Genomic DNA, 17,924 nt, shown 5'->3' on the forward strand with positions numbered 1-17,924 from the left:
GCGAGCCGATCGTCCAGCAGATCGGCCCGCCTAGGGCGCCAGAACGCCTTGCACGCGCCGCAGGATCTGTTCCAGGGGCTGCGGCCGACCGAGCAGGAAGCCCTGCACCTGATCGCAACCGTGGCGACGCAGCCACTCCAGCTCCTCGGGGCGCTCGACGCCCTCGGCCACCATCACCAGGCCCAGGCTGTGGCCCAGCGTCAGCAACGCGCTGCAGATGCTGGCATTGCGTGCGTCGCGGTCGACGTCCTGCACGAAGGCCCGATCCAGCTTGATCGAGCTCAGCGGCAGGTGGCGCAGATAGGACATCGAGGAAAAGCCCGTGCCGAAATCGTCCAGCGAGATGCACACCCCTGCATCGCGCAGCCGCTGCATGGCCGTCATGCCCTGCTCGGGGCGGCTCATCACCACCGATTCGGTCAGCTCCACGTGCAGGCGATCCGGCGTGATGCCGGCCTGCGCGCACGCGGCCTCCAGTTCGGCCGGCAGGTCGGCCTGCAGCATCTGTACCGCGGACACGTTCACCGCCACCGATAGATCGTCGCAGCCCTGGCGCATCAGCCAGGCCTGGGCCTGGGCGGCGCGGCGCAGGATCCAGTTGCCTAGCGGCACGATCAGGCCGGTGTCCTCGCAAAGCGGAATGAAATCCCCCGGCGGAATCTGCGAGCCGTCGCGCTGCGGCCAGCGCACCAGGGCTTCCAGCGCCGCGACGCTGCCATCGCAGGTCCGCACGATCGGCTGGAAATGCAGTTCGAACTCGTTCTGCTCGATCGCCGTGCGCAGCCGCGCGGCCATGCGCAGGCGCTCTTCGTAGCGTCGCGCGATGGCCCCGTCGTAGCGGGAGATCTCGAAGGCGTTGGATTCCAACGCATGCGCCGCCAGGGCGGCGTTGTCCATGATCCGCTCGGCGCGCAGGCCGCTGCCGTCGTCCTCGGCCAGGCCGAAACGCGCGTCCAGGCGCTGCATCGACCCATCGCTGTCGCTGACCGGCTCGCGCACGGCCTCGATGGCCGCCTGCAACGCCGAGGCGGACATCGCCGGATTGAGAATGGCCAGCACGAAATCCTCGTCCGGCTGGTGCGCGGCCAGCCCGTAATCGTCGGCCCATTGCTGCAGGCGCGCGGCCAGCGTGCGCAATACGTTGTCGGCGGTCTCGCGGCCCAGCGAGTCACGGATCGGCTGCAGGCCGCGCAGCTGCAGGTAGACGACCTGGTAGCCGGGATGCTGCCCCTGGTCCAGTTCGTCGGTCAGGGTCTGGACATTGGCCAGGCCGGTAGTCTGATCGTGGCGCGCCCGGTAGGCCAGTTCCCGTTCGTACTCGAGCCGCTCGGACACGTCCTCGGCCAGGACCAGCCGCGCATCATGGCCACCGAAGCGGATCTCGCTGCCATACACGCGCGCCTGCAGGGTGGAACCATCCTTACGACGGTGCTGGGACACCTGCGCGTCCTCGAAGCCGGCCGCCGCGCCCTGCACCATGCCGCTGGCGCCCGCCAGGCCGGCCGGACACACGTCGCCCAGCTGCATGGTGAGAAATTCCTCGCGGCTGAACCCGTATTGCAGGGTCGCTGCGCGATTGACCTCCAGGAACCTCAGGGTGCGCGCGTCATGCACCCAGAATGGCAGCGGGTTGCGGTCGAAGATCAGGCGGAACTGGCGTTCGGCATCGGTGACTCGGGACATCGCCTCCATGCGCTCACTGATGTCCACCAAGGTGCCGGTCATGCGCAGGCGTCCGGCCTGGTCCTCGACCACGCCGCCGCGCCCGACCACCCAGCGCTCGCCGCCACTGGCATCCATGAGCCGGAACTCGCTGGAAAACGCGCTGCGGCTGCGCCAGGCCGCGGTGAACCGGCGCGCCAGCATCGCCCGGTCGCTCGCATGGACGTGGCGATGGAAAATCCGCAGCGACACCTCCTGCGTCTCGCCAAGGCCGAACAGCCGCGCGATGTCGCCGCCCCAGACCAGATGATGGCTGCCCTCCTCCATCGCCCACGCGCCGACCTTGCCGGTGTTCTGCGCAAGGCGCAGGTGCTCGCTGTTGCGCTGAAGTTGCTCCAGCACGCGGCGCTGGTCGCGGTCGGCGCGCCGCACCACCCGCACCAGGACCAGCAGCATCGTCCAATAGAGCAGGTACAGCACGATCGCGATGACCAGGAAACGATGCCACGGCGCGAGCACCTCACGTACCGACAGCCCGGAACAGACCTGCAGCGGATAATGTTCGAGCGCCCGCACCGCGACGATGCGGCGAACGCCGTCGATCTGGCTGGTGCGCTCGACGATGCCGTCCCCTCTCAGTTCCTGCAACGTGGGACCGACCACCGGCGTGCCCACCAACGAGCGGCCGGCGCGACGGGTCCGCGCCATCAGGATGTTGCCGGGGCCGACCACGCTGACGATGCCATCGCGGCCGGTGTCCAGTCCCTCGACCATGGCCTGCAGCTCATCCAGGTACAGTCGGGCGACGATCCAATGATGGCTCCCGCTGCCGACCGGGGCCAGCGGCAGGGCCAGGGGCAGGACCCAACGCTTGCCATCGACTAGACGCAACGACCCGAAGCGCAGCCTGCCTTCTTTCCCGTGCGGTGCGCCGCCGATCCAGTGCGCGAAGTCGGGCTCCCCCCGGCCTTCGGTCAGTGCCGCGCCACGATCGTCCACCAGCACAATGCTCTGGATTTCCTGGTGGCGGGACACCACCCCGGCAATGGACTGACCGATCAGGTTCGGCGCCTGGGCCGGGACGCGCTCCATCAGCTCGCGCGCATCCTCGCAGATCCCCTGCATGGCGCGCTCGATGTTGCGCAGTTCGGCGGTCAAGACACGCTCGATGCCGGTGACCAGGGTATCGCTCTGGCGTTGTGCCGCGCCCAGGCGATTGTGACGGTCGTCGGTGACCCAGTAGCCCAGGACCACGGCCAGGGCGATGGCCAGCAACAAGCCAAACACCAGCACGGTCCTGGCCTGCATGACGGACCGAAGCGGTCGACGGATTGAGTCTGGACGATCCATGTTGGCGTGCGCGGACGGGATTTCCCGCTTCCCCCCTTGTTAGGAAGCCCGGACCTGTCCTGCCCTAATCCCCAAGGCAAGCGGGTCGAGCCCGAGCATACCCGCTTGTGGCCCCAGCGTGGCAAGCACCCGCAGCCTCGCGGGCACCGGCTTGCACGCGCGGGTCCCTACGTGATGCGTGGCGCGGGCCAGTGCCGCAAGTGCGCCACCGGAAGACCCACACGCGCGCAGGCACGGGCCGACACGCCATCGCGCAAGGCCAGGGCGAACAGGGGCGCGATGCCGCGCAGGGTACCCGACGCCAGTCGCGCCTGCGCCTGCCGCCTTGCCCCGACCCCCAGCAGCGGGGCGGCCCACGCAGGCAGCAAGGCCGTGGCGGCCCCTAGGAACAGATTGCGAGACAGGCCGGCCACCGGCACCGGGAGACGGATCTGTGCCAATACGTCCATCACCTCGCGGGACCGCGCGTCGAAGCGCAGCTGCGGCCGCACGCGATCGAAATAGGCCTCGACCTGGGCCTGCGAAGCAGGCACCTCACGTGCACCGAGCGCCTCGGCGACACGCCGAACCTCGTCGTAGTAGCGGTCGGCCATCGGATCCGGAACGGCCTGGCAGTAGGTGCGATAGCCCCGCAAGAACCCATGGGCCTCGGTGACATGGACCCAGGTCAGCAGTTCGGGATCATCGGCGGCATACACCAGCCCGTCCGGTGTCCGTCCGCGCACCCGACGATGGATGGCGCGGACCCGCTCCACCAAGGGATCGACCTGTGCGCTTGCGGCATACGTGGTTCCGGCCACGAAGGCCGTGGTCCGCCGCAGCCGGCCGACCAGATCCTCGCGGAAATTCGAATGGTCGTAGACGCCGGCCAGTGCACGCGGATGCAGCGCCTGCAGCATCAACGCGGACAGGCCGCCTGAGAGCATGCCGGGAAAGTCAGCGTGGATGCGCCAGGTCACGCTGTCCGGCCCAAACCAGCCGGGATCGCCGGCCGGATGGTCGTAGTCCAGGCCGGACTGCCCGCGCGGAAACGCCCCCAGCACCCACCTGCGCAAGGGCGCGGTGACGGGGCGGACCAAGGTTTGCATCACGGTCATGGGAGCATCGTACCGGCGTGGTCCGCGGCGACGCATGTCATCCCCTGGTCCAAACGAAGCAGGGCGCCCATGCGGGCGCCCTGGGAGGCCGTGCCAGTGGGCGGCGCTCAGCCCTTGATGCGCTGCCAGACCTCGGCGTAGATCGCGCGGGCCTCTTCGAGCGTCAGGCCGCGCGAGCGCACCGCCTGTGAGTTGGCATACAGGGCCGAGCCGGTGTCCTGGTCGGTATGGGGATGGTTGAGGTAGACGTCATAAGCGCTGGACAGAGCCGGCCAATACAGTTCAAAAGAGCGGTGCTGTCCGGCGCGCGGCATGCGCTCATAGTGCCGGCGCCAGTACTCGCGCTCCCGATCGATATCGATCAGGACGGCGCGGTCGTTGTCTTCTGACAAATAGTTCATGCGTTGCGTGGTCCGTTGCGGGGGTGATCAACCCGAACAGGCTTGCAGCGCAGTTGTACGGCCCACGTCAACGCGGGCGTATTTTTTTCGTTAAACCGCCAGCTTTATCTGACCGACGTCACACTTTCATGATTCACTAACGATTCGTTGCCGACGCGGGCCTGCCGACGCTCAGGCATGCATCGCGCCGGCGTATTGCAGACGGGTCGTGGCCTGCTGAATCCGGTCCATGACCCGGCCGAAGATGCGCCCGGCCATGGACATCTCCAGCTGCTGTTCGATCACCTCGGGCGAGTTGGCGTAGAGCACCGCGCCGACTTCCCGCCCGGCGTGCGGATGGTGGAGATAGATGTCATAGGCACGCACGAGCAGCGGCCAGAAGGCTTCGAACTCGATGCCGGGGCCGCAGCCGGGCAGCGCCATGTAATGACCTTTCCAGAAGGCACGTTCGCGTCCGATATTGACGATGATGCAGGCGGCGTCTTCACGCCGATCGGTCTGTCGATTCATGGGGGGGCTTCCGTGGGGGTGGAGGCGGATTCGACTTTCGTCTCAGGCAGCTTAGGCCGACGTGAAGAGTGCTGCAAAGCAGCATCCGCCCGCCAAACAGGCATTCATCTTCGACCTTCGTCTCACGGAAACTTCGCACGCCCCCGGCCTATGCTGGCCTTGCACGGCGGCACTTCCATCTGGCCACCGTTCCACAAGAGGATTCGTAGATGAGCAATCTTTTCAAGGGTTTGAACCTGTTGCTCTCGGACAACGAGTTGCATCGCAAGCCGCTCCAGGAACAGGCGGCCTACTGGCTGACCAAGAGCGACCGCGGCATCGAGCACGAGGTCCACATGCTGGACACCGCCAAGTCCCAGTGGCTGGCCGGCTCGGTGATCGTGTGGCTGGGGGCCTCGCTGACCGCGTTGGCGATCATCGCCGACAACCTGTGGGAGCACAGCTACAACCCCAGTTTCCCCAAGATCGTGCTGGTCCTGCTGATCTGGCTGGCCATGTTGTTCGTGCTGTGGCTGATCGCCCAGGTCTTCGACCAGAAGGCCGGCTTCGCACGCTGGGTCACCGCCTTCGCCAGTCGTGAACCGGTGACCTCCGAGAGCGATTCGGTCGAACAGATCCAGGAGGCCCTGGACATGGCGCGCCGTTACCCGGAGGTCCTCGAGTACAAACAACGCGTGACCGCCCGTCGCCCGCTGCGCCACGAGGACATTCGCATCATGCGCGAGATGGGGCGACAGCGTCGCCATGCCGAGATCGCGCGCGAACTGACCGAACTCGGGACGGTCGACTGAATCGTCCCGACACCGCCGTAGCCATGCCGACGCCGGGTTCGCCCGGCGTCGTGCTGTATAGGGCAAGCCCGGCATATCGATGACCGCTCACAATCCCGTCCCCGGGTCCCCGTCGGCCGGACACCCGACGCTGTCGATCGTCATCCCGGCCCATGACGAAGCCGAGCAGTTGCCTGCGACCCTGGCGCACCTGTTCACCGCCTTGCGGACGGCCGCGATCCAGGCCGAGGTCATCGTGGTCGATGATGCCTCCACCGACGACACCGCCGCGATGGCGACCGCGGCGGGTGCCCAGGTGGTCTCGGTCGACGCGCGCCACATCGCGGCGGCCCGCAATGCCGGGGCCACGATCGCCAGGGCGCCCAGGCTGTGCTTCATCGATGCCGATACGCATGTCGATGCCGCCGTCCTGCAGGCGGCACTGCGGGCACTGGAGGCCGGCGCCAGCGGCGGCGGCGCCCGGGTGCGCCTGCAGCGTCCCGTGGCCTGGCATGCACGCCTCGGCGAAGCCTTCTTCGGCACCTTGCTGCGGCTGGGCAGGATCGCGCCGGGCTGTTTCCTGTTCTGCTCGCGGCATGCCTTCGACGCGACGGGCGGGTTCGACCTGCGCTTCTATGCGGGCGAGGACGTGGCCATGAGCCGCGCACTGGCGCGACAGGGCCGCTTTGTCCTGCTCCGCGCGCCGGTGTGGACCTCGGCCCGCAAGCTGCACAGCTTCAGTGCCTGGGAACATCTGAAGCTCTTCGCCGCCCTCGCGCGGCATGGAAGGAGCCTGCTGCACTCGCGCGAGCGCCTGGCCTTCTGGTACGGGCCGCGCCGCCCGCAGCGTCCCCCCACGCGTCGTTGATGCGGCCGTCCACTGAAGGCAACGCCACACCCGCTCCGAATGGGCACGTAAGCTTGGGAATCGTCCCGTCGCCTGAGCCCTCATGACGCCCGCGTCTCCCGCCCTGATCGATGCAGCCACGCGCCAACGCGGGCTCGACCGCCTGCCGGAGGCCACCGACGGGGACGTGGAGCGCGTGGCCGTCCCGGCGTGCGGTCTGCCGATCGCGCTGGCATTTCAGCGCAACGCCGCCCTCACCCAGACGCTGACATCCGACGTGCGGCGATGGGTGAGCCCGCCCGACAGCGCACAACCGGGGGAGATCCCACGCCGGGTCTTCGCCACCACCGATCCCGCGCTGAGCACAACCAGGGACCTGGCCACCGTGGCCGCCGACTGATCTCCCAATCCATAAGGAACCTCATGCAACGACGTCATTTCCTGCGCCAGGCCGGCGCCCTGGCCGCGGTCGCCTCATCCGGCGGCCTGCTGGCCCAGACGCCCCGCAGCATGCCAGCGCCCGTCCAGGCACCGGCCTTGGGACAACAGCCCTTCGCCGAGCCCAAACCGCTGGCGCCGATCCGCGCCAGTGCCGACCGGGTCATCTCGGTCACCGTGTGCACGCGGCCGTTCCGCGCCCAGGGCCCGCGCATCGAGGCCGAACGCATGGGCCGGCGCACCGTGATCCATCACTACGGGCATGGCGGTAGCGGCTGGTCGCTGTCGTGGGGCTCGGCCGAGCGGGCCGTGGCCCTGGCGCAGGCCACTGGGGAAACCGAGGTCGCGGTGATCGGCTGTGGCGCCATCGGCCTGACCACCGCGCGGGTCGCCCAGCGCGCGGGGATGAAGGTGAGGATCTACGCCAAGGAGCAGCTGCCGCTCACCCGCTCTTACCTGGCCACCGGCGTGTGGTCGCCTGACTCACGCATCTGCACGACCGCGCACGCGACGCCGCAGTTCCGTGCGCTCTGGAACCAGATGGCGCGCGGCTCCTTCGCCCAGTACCAGCGCATGCTCGGACTGCCCGGCGACCCGGTGGAATGGCGCGACAGCTATGCACTGTCCGACGTGCCGTTCAACCAGCCGGCCGGCAGCGGTGGCGAGGATGACGAGCCGGACTACCCGTCCCTGGAGTCCGACCTGATCGACGACCTGCGCCCGCACTCGCAGCCCCTGTCGGCGGCGCAGCATCCCTTCCCGGTGCCGTACGCGCGTCGCTACACCAACATGGTGTTCAACCTGGCCGCGTACGGACGGATGCTGATGGACGACTTCCTGCAGGATGGGGGCGAACTGCACGCGCGCGTATTCGAAAGCCCGCGCCAGTTCGCCGACCTGCGCGAGAAGACCCTGTTCAACTGCACCGGCTATGGCGCGCGGGACCTGCTGGGCGATGCCAGCATCATCCCGGTGCGTGGACAGACCGCACGGCTGATCCCGCAGCCGGAGGTCGACTACGGCCTGTACTGGCGCGGGCACAACCTCAACGTGGTGCCCCGCCGCGACGGCATCCTGGTCCAGGCGCAGATGCCCGGCGACTTCAACAACGCCGACACCACGGTCAGCCGCGCGACGACCGATGCGGCGGTCGCACAGTTGGCCAGGCTGTTCCCGGCCAGCTGAGTGAAAAGGTCCATGGCGACGGCTCAATCGCCGTCGCTTCGGACCTGGGCGTGGCTGATCAAGGCGAAGATGCCACTGCCACCGATGATGTTGCCGGCCAGGGTCGGCAAGGCGAAATGGAGGACGTAGTCCCCGACGCTGGCATGCCCGTCGAACACCAGGTAGAGCACTTCGGCAGAGCCGACGATGATGTGGGTGAAACCGCCGATGGCGATCACATAGGTGCTGATCAGGATCACCGACACGCGCGACTGCTCAATCCCCGCCAGCATCCACACCATCATCGCGATCACCCAGCCGGCGAGCATGCCCTTGGTCAGCATCTGCCACGGCGTGTTGTGCAGGACTTCCTCACCCATCGCGCGGAAGGCCGCATGGGTGGGCGCGTCGAACTGCTGCAGATGCAGCAGCCCCCAGGCAAAGACTGCCACGCCGACGATATTGCCGGCGAACACCACCGACCACAGACGCATCAGCCGTCCCAGCTGGTGCAGGCTGGGTTTGGACATCAGTGGCAGCACGGCGGTCAGGGTGTTTTCGGTGAACAGCTGCTGGCGCGCCAGGATCACCGCCAGGAAGCCGAAGGTATAGCCGAAGCACTCGATGAGAAACGCCCCCGGCAGCCCCTGCAGCTGGGCGTGCAGCACGCCGCGGGCGAGCATCGAGAAGCCCATGCTCAGGCCGGCCGCCAACGAGGACCAGGCCAACGCGGCCAGGTTGCGGTCCAGTTCCTCCTGGCCCTGGCGACGGATGATCTCGTGCAGCAAAGCCACGCGCGGCGGCTTCGCTTCCTCGACATCGTCCTCTTCCTCGCCAGTCAGTTCGGCGCCGCCGTCATCGTGGGCGGTGGGATCGATGATGAGACGGCGTTCCGGTGGATCGTCGGCGTCACGGGAGCGGGGGGTCATGGCAACGCCAGGCGGGAGGGGGCTGGTCAACCTAGCCGGCCCGCCGTGCGCACCGCGTGCAGCCCAAGCGCCACGTCCTATCGGACGCAGGCGTCGAGCTGCTTATTGGCGTACCACACGGCACGACGCGACAGGTCGTAGGCGGCATCGATGGCCTGTGGCAGCAGGTACTTGGCCCGCATCCCGTCGGCGCCGTGGGTCAGCGCGGTTTCGTTGCGGTCCAGGGTCTGCAGGTTGCTGCGGACATCGCCCAGCCACTTGTCGCGGCGCGGGTCCTTGCAGCCGGACGCGCGCTGCTCCAGCGCCGCCAGCTGCGCACCGATGGCCTTGCCCGCCGCACCCGGTGGCTGCGGGGCTTTCTCGAAGGCGATCGGTGCGGCCTTGTAGGCATCACCGGTGGCTTCGCTGCCCAGGTCCGCCCGGTTCTGGGCCAGCGCGGGGTTGAAGCGGGTGTCCGGCGGCGGCCGCGCCGTCGCCTGGCTGCGATCGCTCTTGAACATGTCCGAGATCGCGCGATTGATCTTCTGGGTGGCCACGTCACCCAGCGTGCCATTGGAAACCCAGTCCTTCTCGAAGTGTGTTTCCTTGTAGTCGATCGGATTGGGGCGCTCCAGGACGCGCTTGGCCTTGGCGGCATCGCGCGCGTTGGCCATGCCCGGGGGACTGCCCTCCGGCTCCCCCGCGGGTGCCTCGGCCACGCCGGGGGGGAGGCGTGCCTGCCCATCGCGGGTATAGAGCGAACGGGCCAGCGCATCGTCCCGCGCCGCAGCGGGCGCCGGCGCGGGCGTTCGCACCGCTGGCGGCTCGGTCGCTGGCGCGCGTTGCGCAGGAAGGGGGGGCCTGGCCGGCGCCGCCGGACGCTCGGCCGCAGCGGCCACGCGAGAAGACGGGGAAGACACTGGCGTCTTCGACTGCGGGCGCTCCGATGCGCGAACCGCGGGGACCGAAGACGCGGGCCGAGCGACGAACTCCAGACGCATGCGGGCCGGCACGGCCTCAGGACTGGACGCCAGCCTGGCCATCGGCGTGTCCAGCAAGACCAAGGCCATCAGCGCCAGGATCGCCAGACTCATCAGCGCGGCGGGCACGCGCAGGCGCGACTCGTCCCACCATTCGACTTTTACGACTGCCGCCAAGGTCCAAACCATTGCGTTGCGTGACCGGCCATTGTGCGCAACCCCGTCCTGTCAATTGATGTGGTTGTGTTACGCGGCACGACCGCATGCGAAGAGCATTCAGGAAAGCCCCCGATGACCATGCTGCGCTGCCGCTCGCCGGCGGGCAGCGGCGCTGCCACGATCCTGTCCGGGCAAGGCGACGTGCGAGGGCGTCATGGCGATGCAGGCAATGGGGGTGCGGCTTGCGCTGCGCCGAGGCGTCCTGGTTGGCCTGCTGGCCATCGCAGCGCCAGGCATGACGACGACAGCCGCCGATGATTTGCCGCCACGCCGTCAGTGGCAGGCCAGCAGCTCGGCGACCGAGACGCCCGCACTGGCCTCGGCCAATGCCTTCGACGGCGACCTGACCACGCGCTGGGGAGGACCGTTCTCGCCGGGGCACTGGCTGCAGGTGGACCTTGGCGCCGTCGCGGACATCGGCGGCGTGCGCATCGCCTGGGACACCAGCCACGCCAACCGGTACCTCATCCAGGCCTCGGACGACGGCCGCGCTTGGCGCACGATCTACACCACCGATGACAGCCCGGGCGGCACCGAGTTCGTGCTGTTCCCGGCCGTGCGCACCCGCTACCTGCGACTGGCCGCGCCGGCACGCACGGCGGACTGGGGCGTGGGCACCTTCGAATTCCAGCCGCTTAGCGCCACGCAGGCCCCGCGCATCGTTGGCCTGGCGGACAAGCGTGATGCCGCAGCGTTGTGGAGCACCGGGCCGGCGCGTCCGCTTCGGACAGGGCGCGATGGCAGCGGTGTCGAGATCGCGTTCCCGCAGCCGCAAGAGGTGGCTGGCTTGCAGGTAGGCTGGGGCCAGGCGCCGGACAGCGCCACACTGGAAAGCCGCGATGCGTCCGGCGCGTGGTCGCCCCTGGCGCGCGAGCCGCAATCTTTCGGCGCCTCGTCCTACCTGGCCGGCGAAGCGCCGCGCACGGTGACTGCCTTGCGCTTGGTCACCCACGCAGCCGACGGGAAGCCCCCGAGCGTCACCCGTCTGCGCGTGCTCGGCCCCAAAGCGGTGATGACCCCGATGAAGCGCTACCAGCTGGCCGCGACCGGCAAGGACGCGGCGCTGTTTCCATCGTCGTTGCAGATGCAGCAGGTGTATTGGACGGTGGTTGGCATTCCGGCCGGGCGGCAGAAGGCGGTCTTCGACGAGTACGGCAATCTCGAGGCGTTCAAGGGCGCGCCGCTGATGCAACCGGTGTGGCGCGACGCCAGCGGCAAGGCGGCCGCGGCGAACGTGGACACGCCGATCACCCATCGCCTGCGTGCCGGCTGGATGCCGATGCCCGAGGTGCAATGGTCGCCCCAGCCCGGGCTGACGCTGACCAGCAGCGCGATCGCGATTGAACATGACGGCGCACCGGTGGTGCTGGTGCGTCATCGCCTGACCAATACCGGCGACACGCCGGTCGAAGGCACGCTGTCGCTGCTGACCCGACCACTACAGGTCAGCCCGCCGTGGCAGAACGGCGGGCTCTCGCCGATCCGCGACATCGCGATCGACGATGGCGCGGGCATGCGCGTGAACGGACGGTTGCTGTTCCAGAGCGCCATCACGCCGGATCTGCATGGCGTCGCGGCGTTCGGCGCGCATGGCGAAGACGAGATCACCCGCTTCGCGGCTGCGGGCCGCGCACCTGACGCGCAGCAGGCCAGCGATGGGCAAGGCCTGGCCGCCGGGCTGTTCGGCTATCGGGTACACCTGGCCCCGGGCACGCGGCGCGACATCGTGCTGGCCTTCGCGCTGGGCGACGAGGTGATCGATGCCAAGACGGTGCAGGCCGCGCGCTGGCCCGCCGCGCCCGCACTGGACATGGGCGACCTGCTCGGCGACGGCGACCAGGCCGGCGCGAAGTTCGATGCTCTCGCCGATGCGCTGGCCGCGCTGTGGGAACAGCGTTTGGGCAGGATCGGCCTGTCGCTGCCCGATCCCTCGCTGGTGGACATGCTGCGCGCGCAGGCCGCCTACATGCTGCTCAACCAGAGTGGCCCGGCGATGCAGCCGGGGCCGCGCAACTACAACCGTTCCTTCATCCGCGACGGCTCGGCCACCGCGGTGGTTCTGCTGCGTATGGGCATGGCGAAGACGGCGCGCGATTATCTGCACTGGTACAGCACCCACGCCGTGCACGACAACGGCCTGGTGTCGCCGATCCTCAACGACGATGGCAGCGTCAACGACGGCTTCGGCTCGGACCTGGAATACGACGCGCAGGGCGAATACCTGTGGCTGGTGGCCGAGATCGCACGCCTGGACGGCGGTGCGCAGACCGTGCGCGAGTATCAGCCGCAGGTGAACCGGGCCTTGCAGTTCCTGCAGGAACTGCGCGAACGCACGTTGGTGCCCGGGTACCAGTCCGATCGCCCTCATCCCGAGCGCTTCGCCGGCATCCTGGCGCCATCGATCAGCCACGAAGGCTATTCGGTGCCAACCCACAGCTACTGGGACAATTACTGGGCGCTGCGCGGCTGGCACGATGGCGCGTGGCTGGCCGAACAATGGGGCGACCACGCCACGGCAAGCTGGGCGCGCACGCAGTACAAACTGCTGCACGACTCGCTGGCCGCATCGATCCGCGCGACGATGCAGTGGAAAGGCATCGATACCATTCCCGCCGACGCCGACCAGGGCGGCAATGACCCGACGAGCGTGTCGATCGCGCTGGACCCGACCGGCGCGCAGGACGTGCTGCCGATGCAGGCGCTGACCAATACCTTCGACCGCTACCTGGCCGACGTGCGCAAACGCGACGCGCCCGATGCGCTGTACGCCTATACGCCCTACGAGATGCGCAACGTGCTGACATTCGTGCATCTGGATCGCCCGGCCGATGCCGAGTTCATGCTCGGCCACGTCACGGGCGACAGGCGACCGCGCGCCTGGCAGGAGCTGGCCGAGGTCGTGTACTCGGACAAGCGCCACGCGATCTATCTGGGCGATATGCCGCATACCTGGATCGGCGCCGAGTACGCACGCAGTCTGTTCGGCATGCTGATGTTCGAAGGCGACGACGCGTTGTCGCTGTTGCCTGGCACGCCGCCGTCGTGGGTCTCCGGCCCCGGTTTGAAGGTGGACGGCCTGCCCACCGCCTACGGCACGCTGGCGATGCAGGCGCGGCAGGAAGGCCCGCGCCTGACGATCACCCTGGGCCAGGGATTGAAGGCGAACAGCGCGCTGAAGGTCTATTGGCCCAGCCGCCGGAAGCCGACCACGGTGCGCGTCGATGGGCGGCTCGTGCATGACTTCGACGCCCAGAGCGTGCTGTTGGCGCACCCGTTCCAAACGTTGGTCGCCATCTGGTGAACGCCCGGCATTGCGCCGGGCGTTGCGGGGTACGGCAGGGACGCCGAGCGTGCGGGCTCAGTCGGCCTTGAACGCCATCGTCGCGTGCACGGCCTTCTTCCAGCCGTCATAGCGCTTTTCGCGGTCCTCGGCCGGCATCTTCGGCTCAAAGCGCGCATCCATCGCCCACTTCTCCGCGATCTCCTCGCGGCTCTTCCAGAAGCCCGTGGCCAAGCCGGCCAAGTAAGCCGCGCCCAGGGCGGTGGTCTCGGCGACCTTTGGCCGGATCACCTCCACGTCCAGGATGTCGGCCTGAAACTGGGCCAGGAAGTCGTTCATGATCGCCCCGCCGTCCACGCGCAGCTCTTTCAGTTCCAGCTCGGCATCGGCCTGCATGGCCGTCACCACATCGCGGGTCTGGTAGGCCATCGATTCGAGCGTGGCCCGGATGAAGTGCTCCTTGCTGGTGCCACGGGTCAGGCCGAAGAACGCACCGCGCACGTCGCTGTCCCAGTACGGGGCGCCCAGGCCGACGAAGGCCGGCACCATGTAGACGCCATCGGTATCGGGCACGCGCTCGGCATAGGCCTGGGTATCGGAGGCCTTGCCGAACATGCGCAACCCGTCGCGCAGCCACTGCACCGCCGAGCCGGCCACGAAGATGCTGCCTTCCAGTGCGTATTCCACCTTGCCGTCGATGCCCCAGGCGATGGTGGTCAGCAGCCCGTTCTTGGACTTGACCGCCTTGTCACCGGTGTTCATCAGCACGAAACACCCCGTGCCATAGGTGTTCTTGACCATGCCCGGGGTGTAGCAGGCCTGGCCAAACAAGGCCGCCTGCTGATCGCCCGCGATCCCGGCGATCGGCACCTTCTGGCCGAAGAAATGGCGGCCGGCGGTATGCGTGTAGACCTCGCTCGACGAACACACCTTGGGCAGCATCGATTTGGGCACGCCCAGGATCTCCAGCAGCTGGTCGTCCCACTCCAGGGTGTGGATGTCGTACATCTGGGTGCGGCCGGCGTTGGTCAGGTCGGTGACGTGGGCCTTGTCCTCGGACAGGTTCCAGATCAGCCAGCTGTCGATGGTGCCGAACAGCAGGTCGCCCTTCTCGGCCTTCTCGCGGGCGCCCTCGACGTTGTCCAGGATCCACTTGAGCTTGGTCCCCGCGAAATAGGCATCGATCGGCAAGCCGGATTTTTCGCGGAACAGTTCATCGTGGCCGGCCTCGCGCAGCTCCTTGCAGACGCTCTGCGACTGGCGCGACTGCCACACGATGGCGTTGTACACGGCGTGGCCGGTGTGCTTGTCCCACACCACCGTGGTCTCGCGCTGGTTGGTGATGCCGATGGCCGCGACCTGGTCGGCCCCGATGTCGGCCTGGGTCAGCACGTCGGTCATGGTGGTCAGCACGCTGGACAGGATCTCGCGCGGGTTGTGCTCCACCCAGCCCGGTTGCGGGAAGATCTGGGTGAACTCCCGCTGGGCCACGCCGGCGATGGCGCCTGCATGGTCGAACAGAATCGCGCGGGAGCTGGTGGTGCCCTGGTCGATGGCCAGTACGTATTTCTTGTCCATTGAAGACTCCTGTATTTCATGGCCGGCGGCGCGGTTGCGCCGGCCGGCATCAAAGGTGGAAAGGCGCGGCGGATGCCTGCGTCAGGACTGGCGCTGCTGCGCCGCCTCCTCCAGCGCTCGCTGGCGCGCAGGCAGGAAGGGGTAGATCAGCCACTGGTAGGCAGCACCACCGACGACGCCACCGATCAGCGGCCCCACGATGGGCACCCACCAGTAATTGCCGGCGGCTGGGAAGGCCGACGGACCCCACCCGGCGAACCAGGCAAAGATGCGCGGGCCCAGATCACGCGCCGGATTGATCGCCCAGGCCTCCAGGTAGCCCATCGAGGCGCCGATGGTGGCCACCAGCAGGCCGATCATCAGCGCACCGGAATTGGCGGTGGGCGCGGCCTCGTTGTACTGCTCGGTGATGGCGAAGATGCCGAAGATCAGGAACGCGGTCAGGATGATCTGGTCGGTCAACGCGTGCATCGGCGTGATGGCCGTGCCGGGCGCGGTGAAGAACACACCCGCCGCGCCTCCAGCTTCCCGGGTCAGCTGGTTGACCTGGTTGTAGTGGTCGATCACCGGCGCATAGAGCGCGTAGACGATCGCCGCACCGACCAGGCCGCCTATGACCTGGGCGATACAGTAGGGGATCACTTTCTTCCAGGAGAATTTGCGGTACAGCGCCAAGGCCAGGGTAACGGCCGGGTTGGCGTGCGTCCCGGAGACCGAACCGGTCACGTAGATCGCGATGGTGACCGCCAGCCCCCAGGCGATACACACGCCCCAGTAGCCGCCCGCGTAGGGGTTGGGGTCGTACAGCACGTACATCGCCGCGACCGAATCGCCGAAGGCGATGATGATGAACACCGCGATGGCTTCGGAGATCAGCTCCCCGAGCAGTTGGCGATTCATGCCCGCACCTCCGCGCACCTGTCATCCCACACATCCGCGCGGTATGGCGCGGGCTCCATGACGGCGTGGCCCAGTGCCCGCCTCCTCTTGCTCCACATGTCATCGACCTCCCGATGTTGACGTCTTGAAAAACCGCCCGGCGGGGGCCAGGCGCTGGAATGCATGGTGTCGCGCTACGCGTGTTCAGCCTGCGACGGACACGGGGGCCGCAGGCGCTGCGACCTGCGTGGAGAGGTAGGCGGACAGGCGCTGCTGCTGGCCCGGGGACAGGCGCAATCCCAGCTTGCTGCGTCGCCATAGCAGATCTTCGGCCTCTACGACCCACTCGTTTGCGCGCAGGTAGTCGACCTCGGCCTGGTAGAGGTCGGCGCCGAAATGTTCGCCCAGATCGTCCAGGCTGGCCGCCTTGCCCAGGATCGCCTCGACCCGCGCACCGTAGTTGCGCATCAGGCGCCAGGCCATGTCGCTCGGCAGCCAGGGCCGTGCAGCGCGCACGCCGGCCAAGCGTTCGTCGAATGGCGCCATCTCGCCGCCAGGCAGCGGCGCCCCATGCGCCGTCCAGGCCGGGGCCTTGCGGCCGAGTTGGTCGACCAGCTTGTCCACCGCTTCCTCGGCGAGCTTGCGATAGGTCGTGAGCTTGCCGCCAAACACGCTCAGCAGCGGCGCCCCCTTGGCATCCAGCTCGAGCTGGTAATCGCGGGTGACCTCCGAGGCGTTGTCCTCCTCGTCCTCCAGCAGTGGGCGCACGCCGCTATAGGTCCACACCACGTCGGCCGGGGTGATGGACTGCTTGAAGTAGCGGTTGGCCGCCTCGCACAGGTAATCCACTTCGTCCTGTTCGATCTGCGGTCGGGAGGGATCGGCGTGGTATTCCATGTCGGTGGTGCCGACCAGGGTGAAGTCGCGCTCATAGGGAATGGCGAAGACGATGCGGCGATCGGGCTGCTGGAAGATGTAGGCATGGTCGTGATCGAACATCTTCGGCACCACGATGTGACTGCCCTTGACCAGGCGCAGCGCATATTCGTGCTTGACCCCGGTGGCCACGTCATCGAGGAAGTTGACCGCCCAGGGACCGGCCGCATTGATCAGAGAGGTCGCCTCCACGGTGATGCGCTCGCCCCGCGCGTTCTCCAGTTCGGCCACCCAATGGTCGGCCTGGCGTCGCGCACTGACGCACTTGGTGCGCACGTGCACAGTGGCGCCGCGGGCCTGGGCATCCATCGCGTTGAGGACCACCATGCGGGCGTCCTGCACCCAGGCATCGGAATAGGCAAAGCCGGTGGTGAGTTCATCGCGAAGCGGTTGGCCGACCACATCGGTGCGCAGGTTCAGGCGCTTGGAACCTTCCAGCGTGCGCTTTCCGCCCAGGTGGTCGTAGAGGAACATGCCGATGCGGATCATCCAGGCCGGACGCAGGTGCGGCTGGTGCGGCAGGACGAAACGCAGCGGCCAGATGATGTGCGGCGCCAGCCGCAACAGCACCTCGCGTTCGGCCAGCGCCTTGCCGACCAGACGGAACTCGTACTGCTCCAGATAGCGCAGGCCGCCGTGAATCAGCTTGGTGCTGGCGCTGGAGGTATGGGAGGCCAGGTCGTCGCGCTCGCACAGGCACACCGACAGGCCACGGCCCACTGCGTCGCGGGCAATCCCGGCGCCGTTGATTCCGCCACCCACCACCAGGACATCAAACCGTTCAGCCATCTTCCAACTCCTCGACGCCGGACCCGGCCGGCACTGACAGCGCTCATGACCTGCTGGAAATGAGCAAGGAAGATCTTAAACGAACAAATACGAACATTTGGTGATGGCGGCCCACC

14 protein-coding genes are annotated in these 17,924 nt (G+C 67.9%); 5 read left to right on the top strand and 9 right to left on the bottom strand.

Annotated elements, in window-relative coordinates; genetic code table 11:
• Positions 1-30: 30 nt before the first annotated feature.
• The 4 genes from ACORQU_RS04745 to ACORQU_RS04760 all read right to left on the bottom strand — a co-directional run bounded on the left by ACORQU_RS04745 (position 31) and on the right by ACORQU_RS04760 (position 5,020).
• On the bottom strand, positions 31-2,970 hold the full coding sequence (locus ACORQU_RS04745) for a bifunctional diguanylate cyclase/phosphodiesterase (RefSeq protein WP_491643704.1): 2,940 nt from the start codon (positions 2,968-2,970) through the stop codon (positions 31-33).
• Positions 2,971-3,179: 209 nt separating this feature from the next.
• Positions 3,180-4,109, bottom strand: a complete 930-nt coding sequence (locus tag ACORQU_RS04750; protein ID WP_491643705.1) for an oxygenase MpaB family protein — start codon at positions 4,107-4,109, stop codon at positions 3,180-3,182.
• 107 nt (positions 4,110-4,216) lie between these two features.
• Positions 4,217-4,510, bottom strand: a complete 294-nt coding sequence (locus ACORQU_RS04755) for a hypothetical protein (RefSeq protein ID WP_271644488.1) — start codon at positions 4,508-4,510, stop codon at positions 4,217-4,219.
• A 171-nt stretch (positions 4,511-4,681) separates the two neighbouring features.
• Positions 4,682-5,020 (bottom strand): hypothetical protein, encoded by a 339-nt coding sequence (locus ACORQU_RS04760; RefSeq protein WP_271644487.1) that lies wholly within the window; start codon positions 5,018-5,020, stop codon positions 4,682-4,684.
• Between the two features lie 209 nt (positions 5,021-5,229).
• Here ACORQU_RS04760 and ACORQU_RS04765 point away from each other — a divergent pair, with 209 nt between their 5' ends.
• The 4 genes from ACORQU_RS04765 (at position 5,230) to ACORQU_RS04780 (ending at position 8,260) form a co-directional block, all read left to right on the top strand.
• Positions 5,230-5,811: a hypothetical protein gene (locus tag ACORQU_RS04765; protein ID WP_491643706.1), complete on the top strand. Its 582-nt coding sequence runs from the start codon at positions 5,230-5,232 to the stop codon at positions 5,809-5,811.
• A gap of 79 nt (positions 5,812-5,890) precedes the next feature.
• Entirely contained in the window at positions 5,891-6,658 is a 768-nt protein-coding gene (locus tag ACORQU_RS04770) for a glycosyltransferase (protein ID WP_491643707.1), read from the top strand.
• Positions 6,659-6,740: 82 nt separating this feature from the next.
• On the top strand, positions 6,741-7,037 hold the full coding sequence (locus ACORQU_RS04775; RefSeq protein ID WP_491643708.1) for a hypothetical protein: 297 nt from the start codon (positions 6,741-6,743) through the stop codon (positions 7,035-7,037).
• Between the two features lie 23 nt (positions 7,038-7,060).
• Positions 7,061-8,260 carry an FAD-dependent oxidoreductase gene (locus ACORQU_RS04780; protein WP_491643709.1) on the top strand — a complete coding sequence of 400 codons (1,200 nt, stop codon included), beginning with the start codon at positions 7,061-7,063 and terminating at the stop codon, positions 8,258-8,260.
• A 23-nt stretch (positions 8,261-8,283) separates the two neighbouring features.
• Here the strand turns inward: ACORQU_RS04780 and ACORQU_RS04785 are convergent, their stop codons facing one another.
• On the bottom strand, positions 8,284-9,168 hold the full coding sequence (locus ACORQU_RS04785; protein ID WP_491643710.1) for a formate/nitrite transporter family protein: 885 nt from the start codon (positions 9,166-9,168) through the stop codon (positions 8,284-8,286).
• 77 nt (positions 9,169-9,245) lie between these two features.
• On the bottom strand, positions 9,246-10,304 hold the full coding sequence (locus tag ACORQU_RS04790; RefSeq protein ID WP_491643711.1) for a hypothetical protein: 1,059 nt from the start codon (positions 10,302-10,304) through the stop codon (positions 9,246-9,248).
• A gap of 277 nt (positions 10,305-10,581) precedes the next feature.
• On the opposite strand from ACORQU_RS04790, the gene ACORQU_RS04795 reads away from it, so the two are divergent.
• On the top strand, positions 10,582-13,647 hold the full coding sequence (locus ACORQU_RS04795; RefSeq protein WP_491643712.1) for a discoidin domain-containing protein: 3,066 nt from the start codon (positions 10,582-10,584) through the stop codon (positions 13,645-13,647).
• 57 nt (positions 13,648-13,704) lie between these two features.
• Here the strand turns inward: ACORQU_RS04795 and glpK are convergent, their stop codons facing one another.
• The 3 genes from glpK to glpD all read right to left on the bottom strand — a co-directional run bounded on the left by glpK (position 13,705) and on the right by glpD (position 17,808).
• Positions 13,705-15,204 (bottom strand): glycerol kinase GlpK, encoded by a 1,500-nt coding sequence (gene glpK / locus ACORQU_RS04800; RefSeq protein ID WP_491643713.1) that lies wholly within the window; start codon positions 15,202-15,204, stop codon positions 13,705-13,707.
• Between the two features lie 81 nt (positions 15,205-15,285).
• Positions 15,286-16,104: an MIP/aquaporin family protein gene (locus ACORQU_RS04805; RefSeq protein WP_491643714.1), complete on the bottom strand. Its 819-nt coding sequence runs from the start codon at positions 16,102-16,104 to the stop codon at positions 15,286-15,288.
• Between the two features lie 183 nt (positions 16,105-16,287).
• Positions 16,288-17,808: a glycerol-3-phosphate dehydrogenase gene (glpD, locus tag ACORQU_RS04810; RefSeq protein WP_491643715.1), complete on the bottom strand. Its 1,521-nt coding sequence runs from the start codon at positions 17,806-17,808 to the stop codon at positions 16,288-16,290.
• Positions 17,809-17,924: the final 116 nt, after the last annotated feature.

The sequence above is a fragment of the Pseudoxanthomonas sp. JC1303 genome (assembly GCF_058448525.1).

Excerpts from the sequence above, each read along its gene's own strand:
- ACORQU_RS04775 (WP_491643708.1), top strand. The coding sequence starts at position 6,741 with ATGACGCCCGCGTCTCCCGCCCTGATCGATGCAGCCACGCGCCAACGC.
- ACORQU_RS04750 (WP_491643705.1), bottom strand. The coding sequence starts at position 4,109 with ATGACCGTGATGCAAACCTTGGTCCGCCCCGTCACCGCGCCCTTGCGC.
- glpD (WP_491643715.1), bottom strand. The coding sequence starts at position 17,808 with ATGGCTGAACGGTTTGATGTCCTGGTGGTGGGTGGCGGAATCAACGGC.
- ACORQU_RS04780 (WP_491643709.1), top strand. The coding sequence starts at position 7,061 with ATGCAACGACGTCATTTCCTGCGCCAGGCCGGCGCCCTGGCCGCGGTC.
- ACORQU_RS04785 (WP_491643710.1), bottom strand. The coding sequence starts at position 9,168 with ATGACCCCCCGCTCCCGTGACGCCGACGATCCACCGGAACGCCGTCTC.
- ACORQU_RS04745 (WP_491643704.1), bottom strand. The coding sequence starts at position 2,970 with ATGCAGGCCAGGACCGTGCTGGTGTTTGGCTTGTTGCTGGCCATCGCC.
- ACORQU_RS04770 (WP_491643707.1), top strand. The coding sequence starts at position 5,891 with ATGACCGCTCACAATCCCGTCCCCGGGTCCCCGTCGGCCGGACACCCG.
- ACORQU_RS04755 (WP_271644488.1), bottom strand. The coding sequence starts at position 4,510 with ATGAACTATTTGTCAGAAGACAACGACCGCGCCGTCCTGATCGATATC.
- glpK (WP_491643713.1), bottom strand. The coding sequence starts at position 15,204 with ATGGACAAGAAATACGTACTGGCCATCGACCAGGGCACCACCAGCTCC.
- ACORQU_RS04765 (WP_491643706.1), top strand. The coding sequence starts at position 5,230 with ATGAGCAATCTTTTCAAGGGTTTGAACCTGTTGCTCTCGGACAACGAG.
- ACORQU_RS04805 (WP_491643714.1), bottom strand. The coding sequence starts at position 16,104 with ATGAATCGCCAACTGCTCGGGGAGCTGATCTCCGAAGCCATCGCGGTG.
- ACORQU_RS04795 (WP_491643712.1), top strand. The coding sequence starts at position 10,582 with ATGACGACGACAGCCGCCGATGATTTGCCGCCACGCCGTCAGTGGCAG.
- ACORQU_RS04760 (WP_271644487.1), bottom strand. The coding sequence starts at position 5,020 with ATGAATCGACAGACCGATCGGCGTGAAGACGCCGCCTGCATCATCGTC.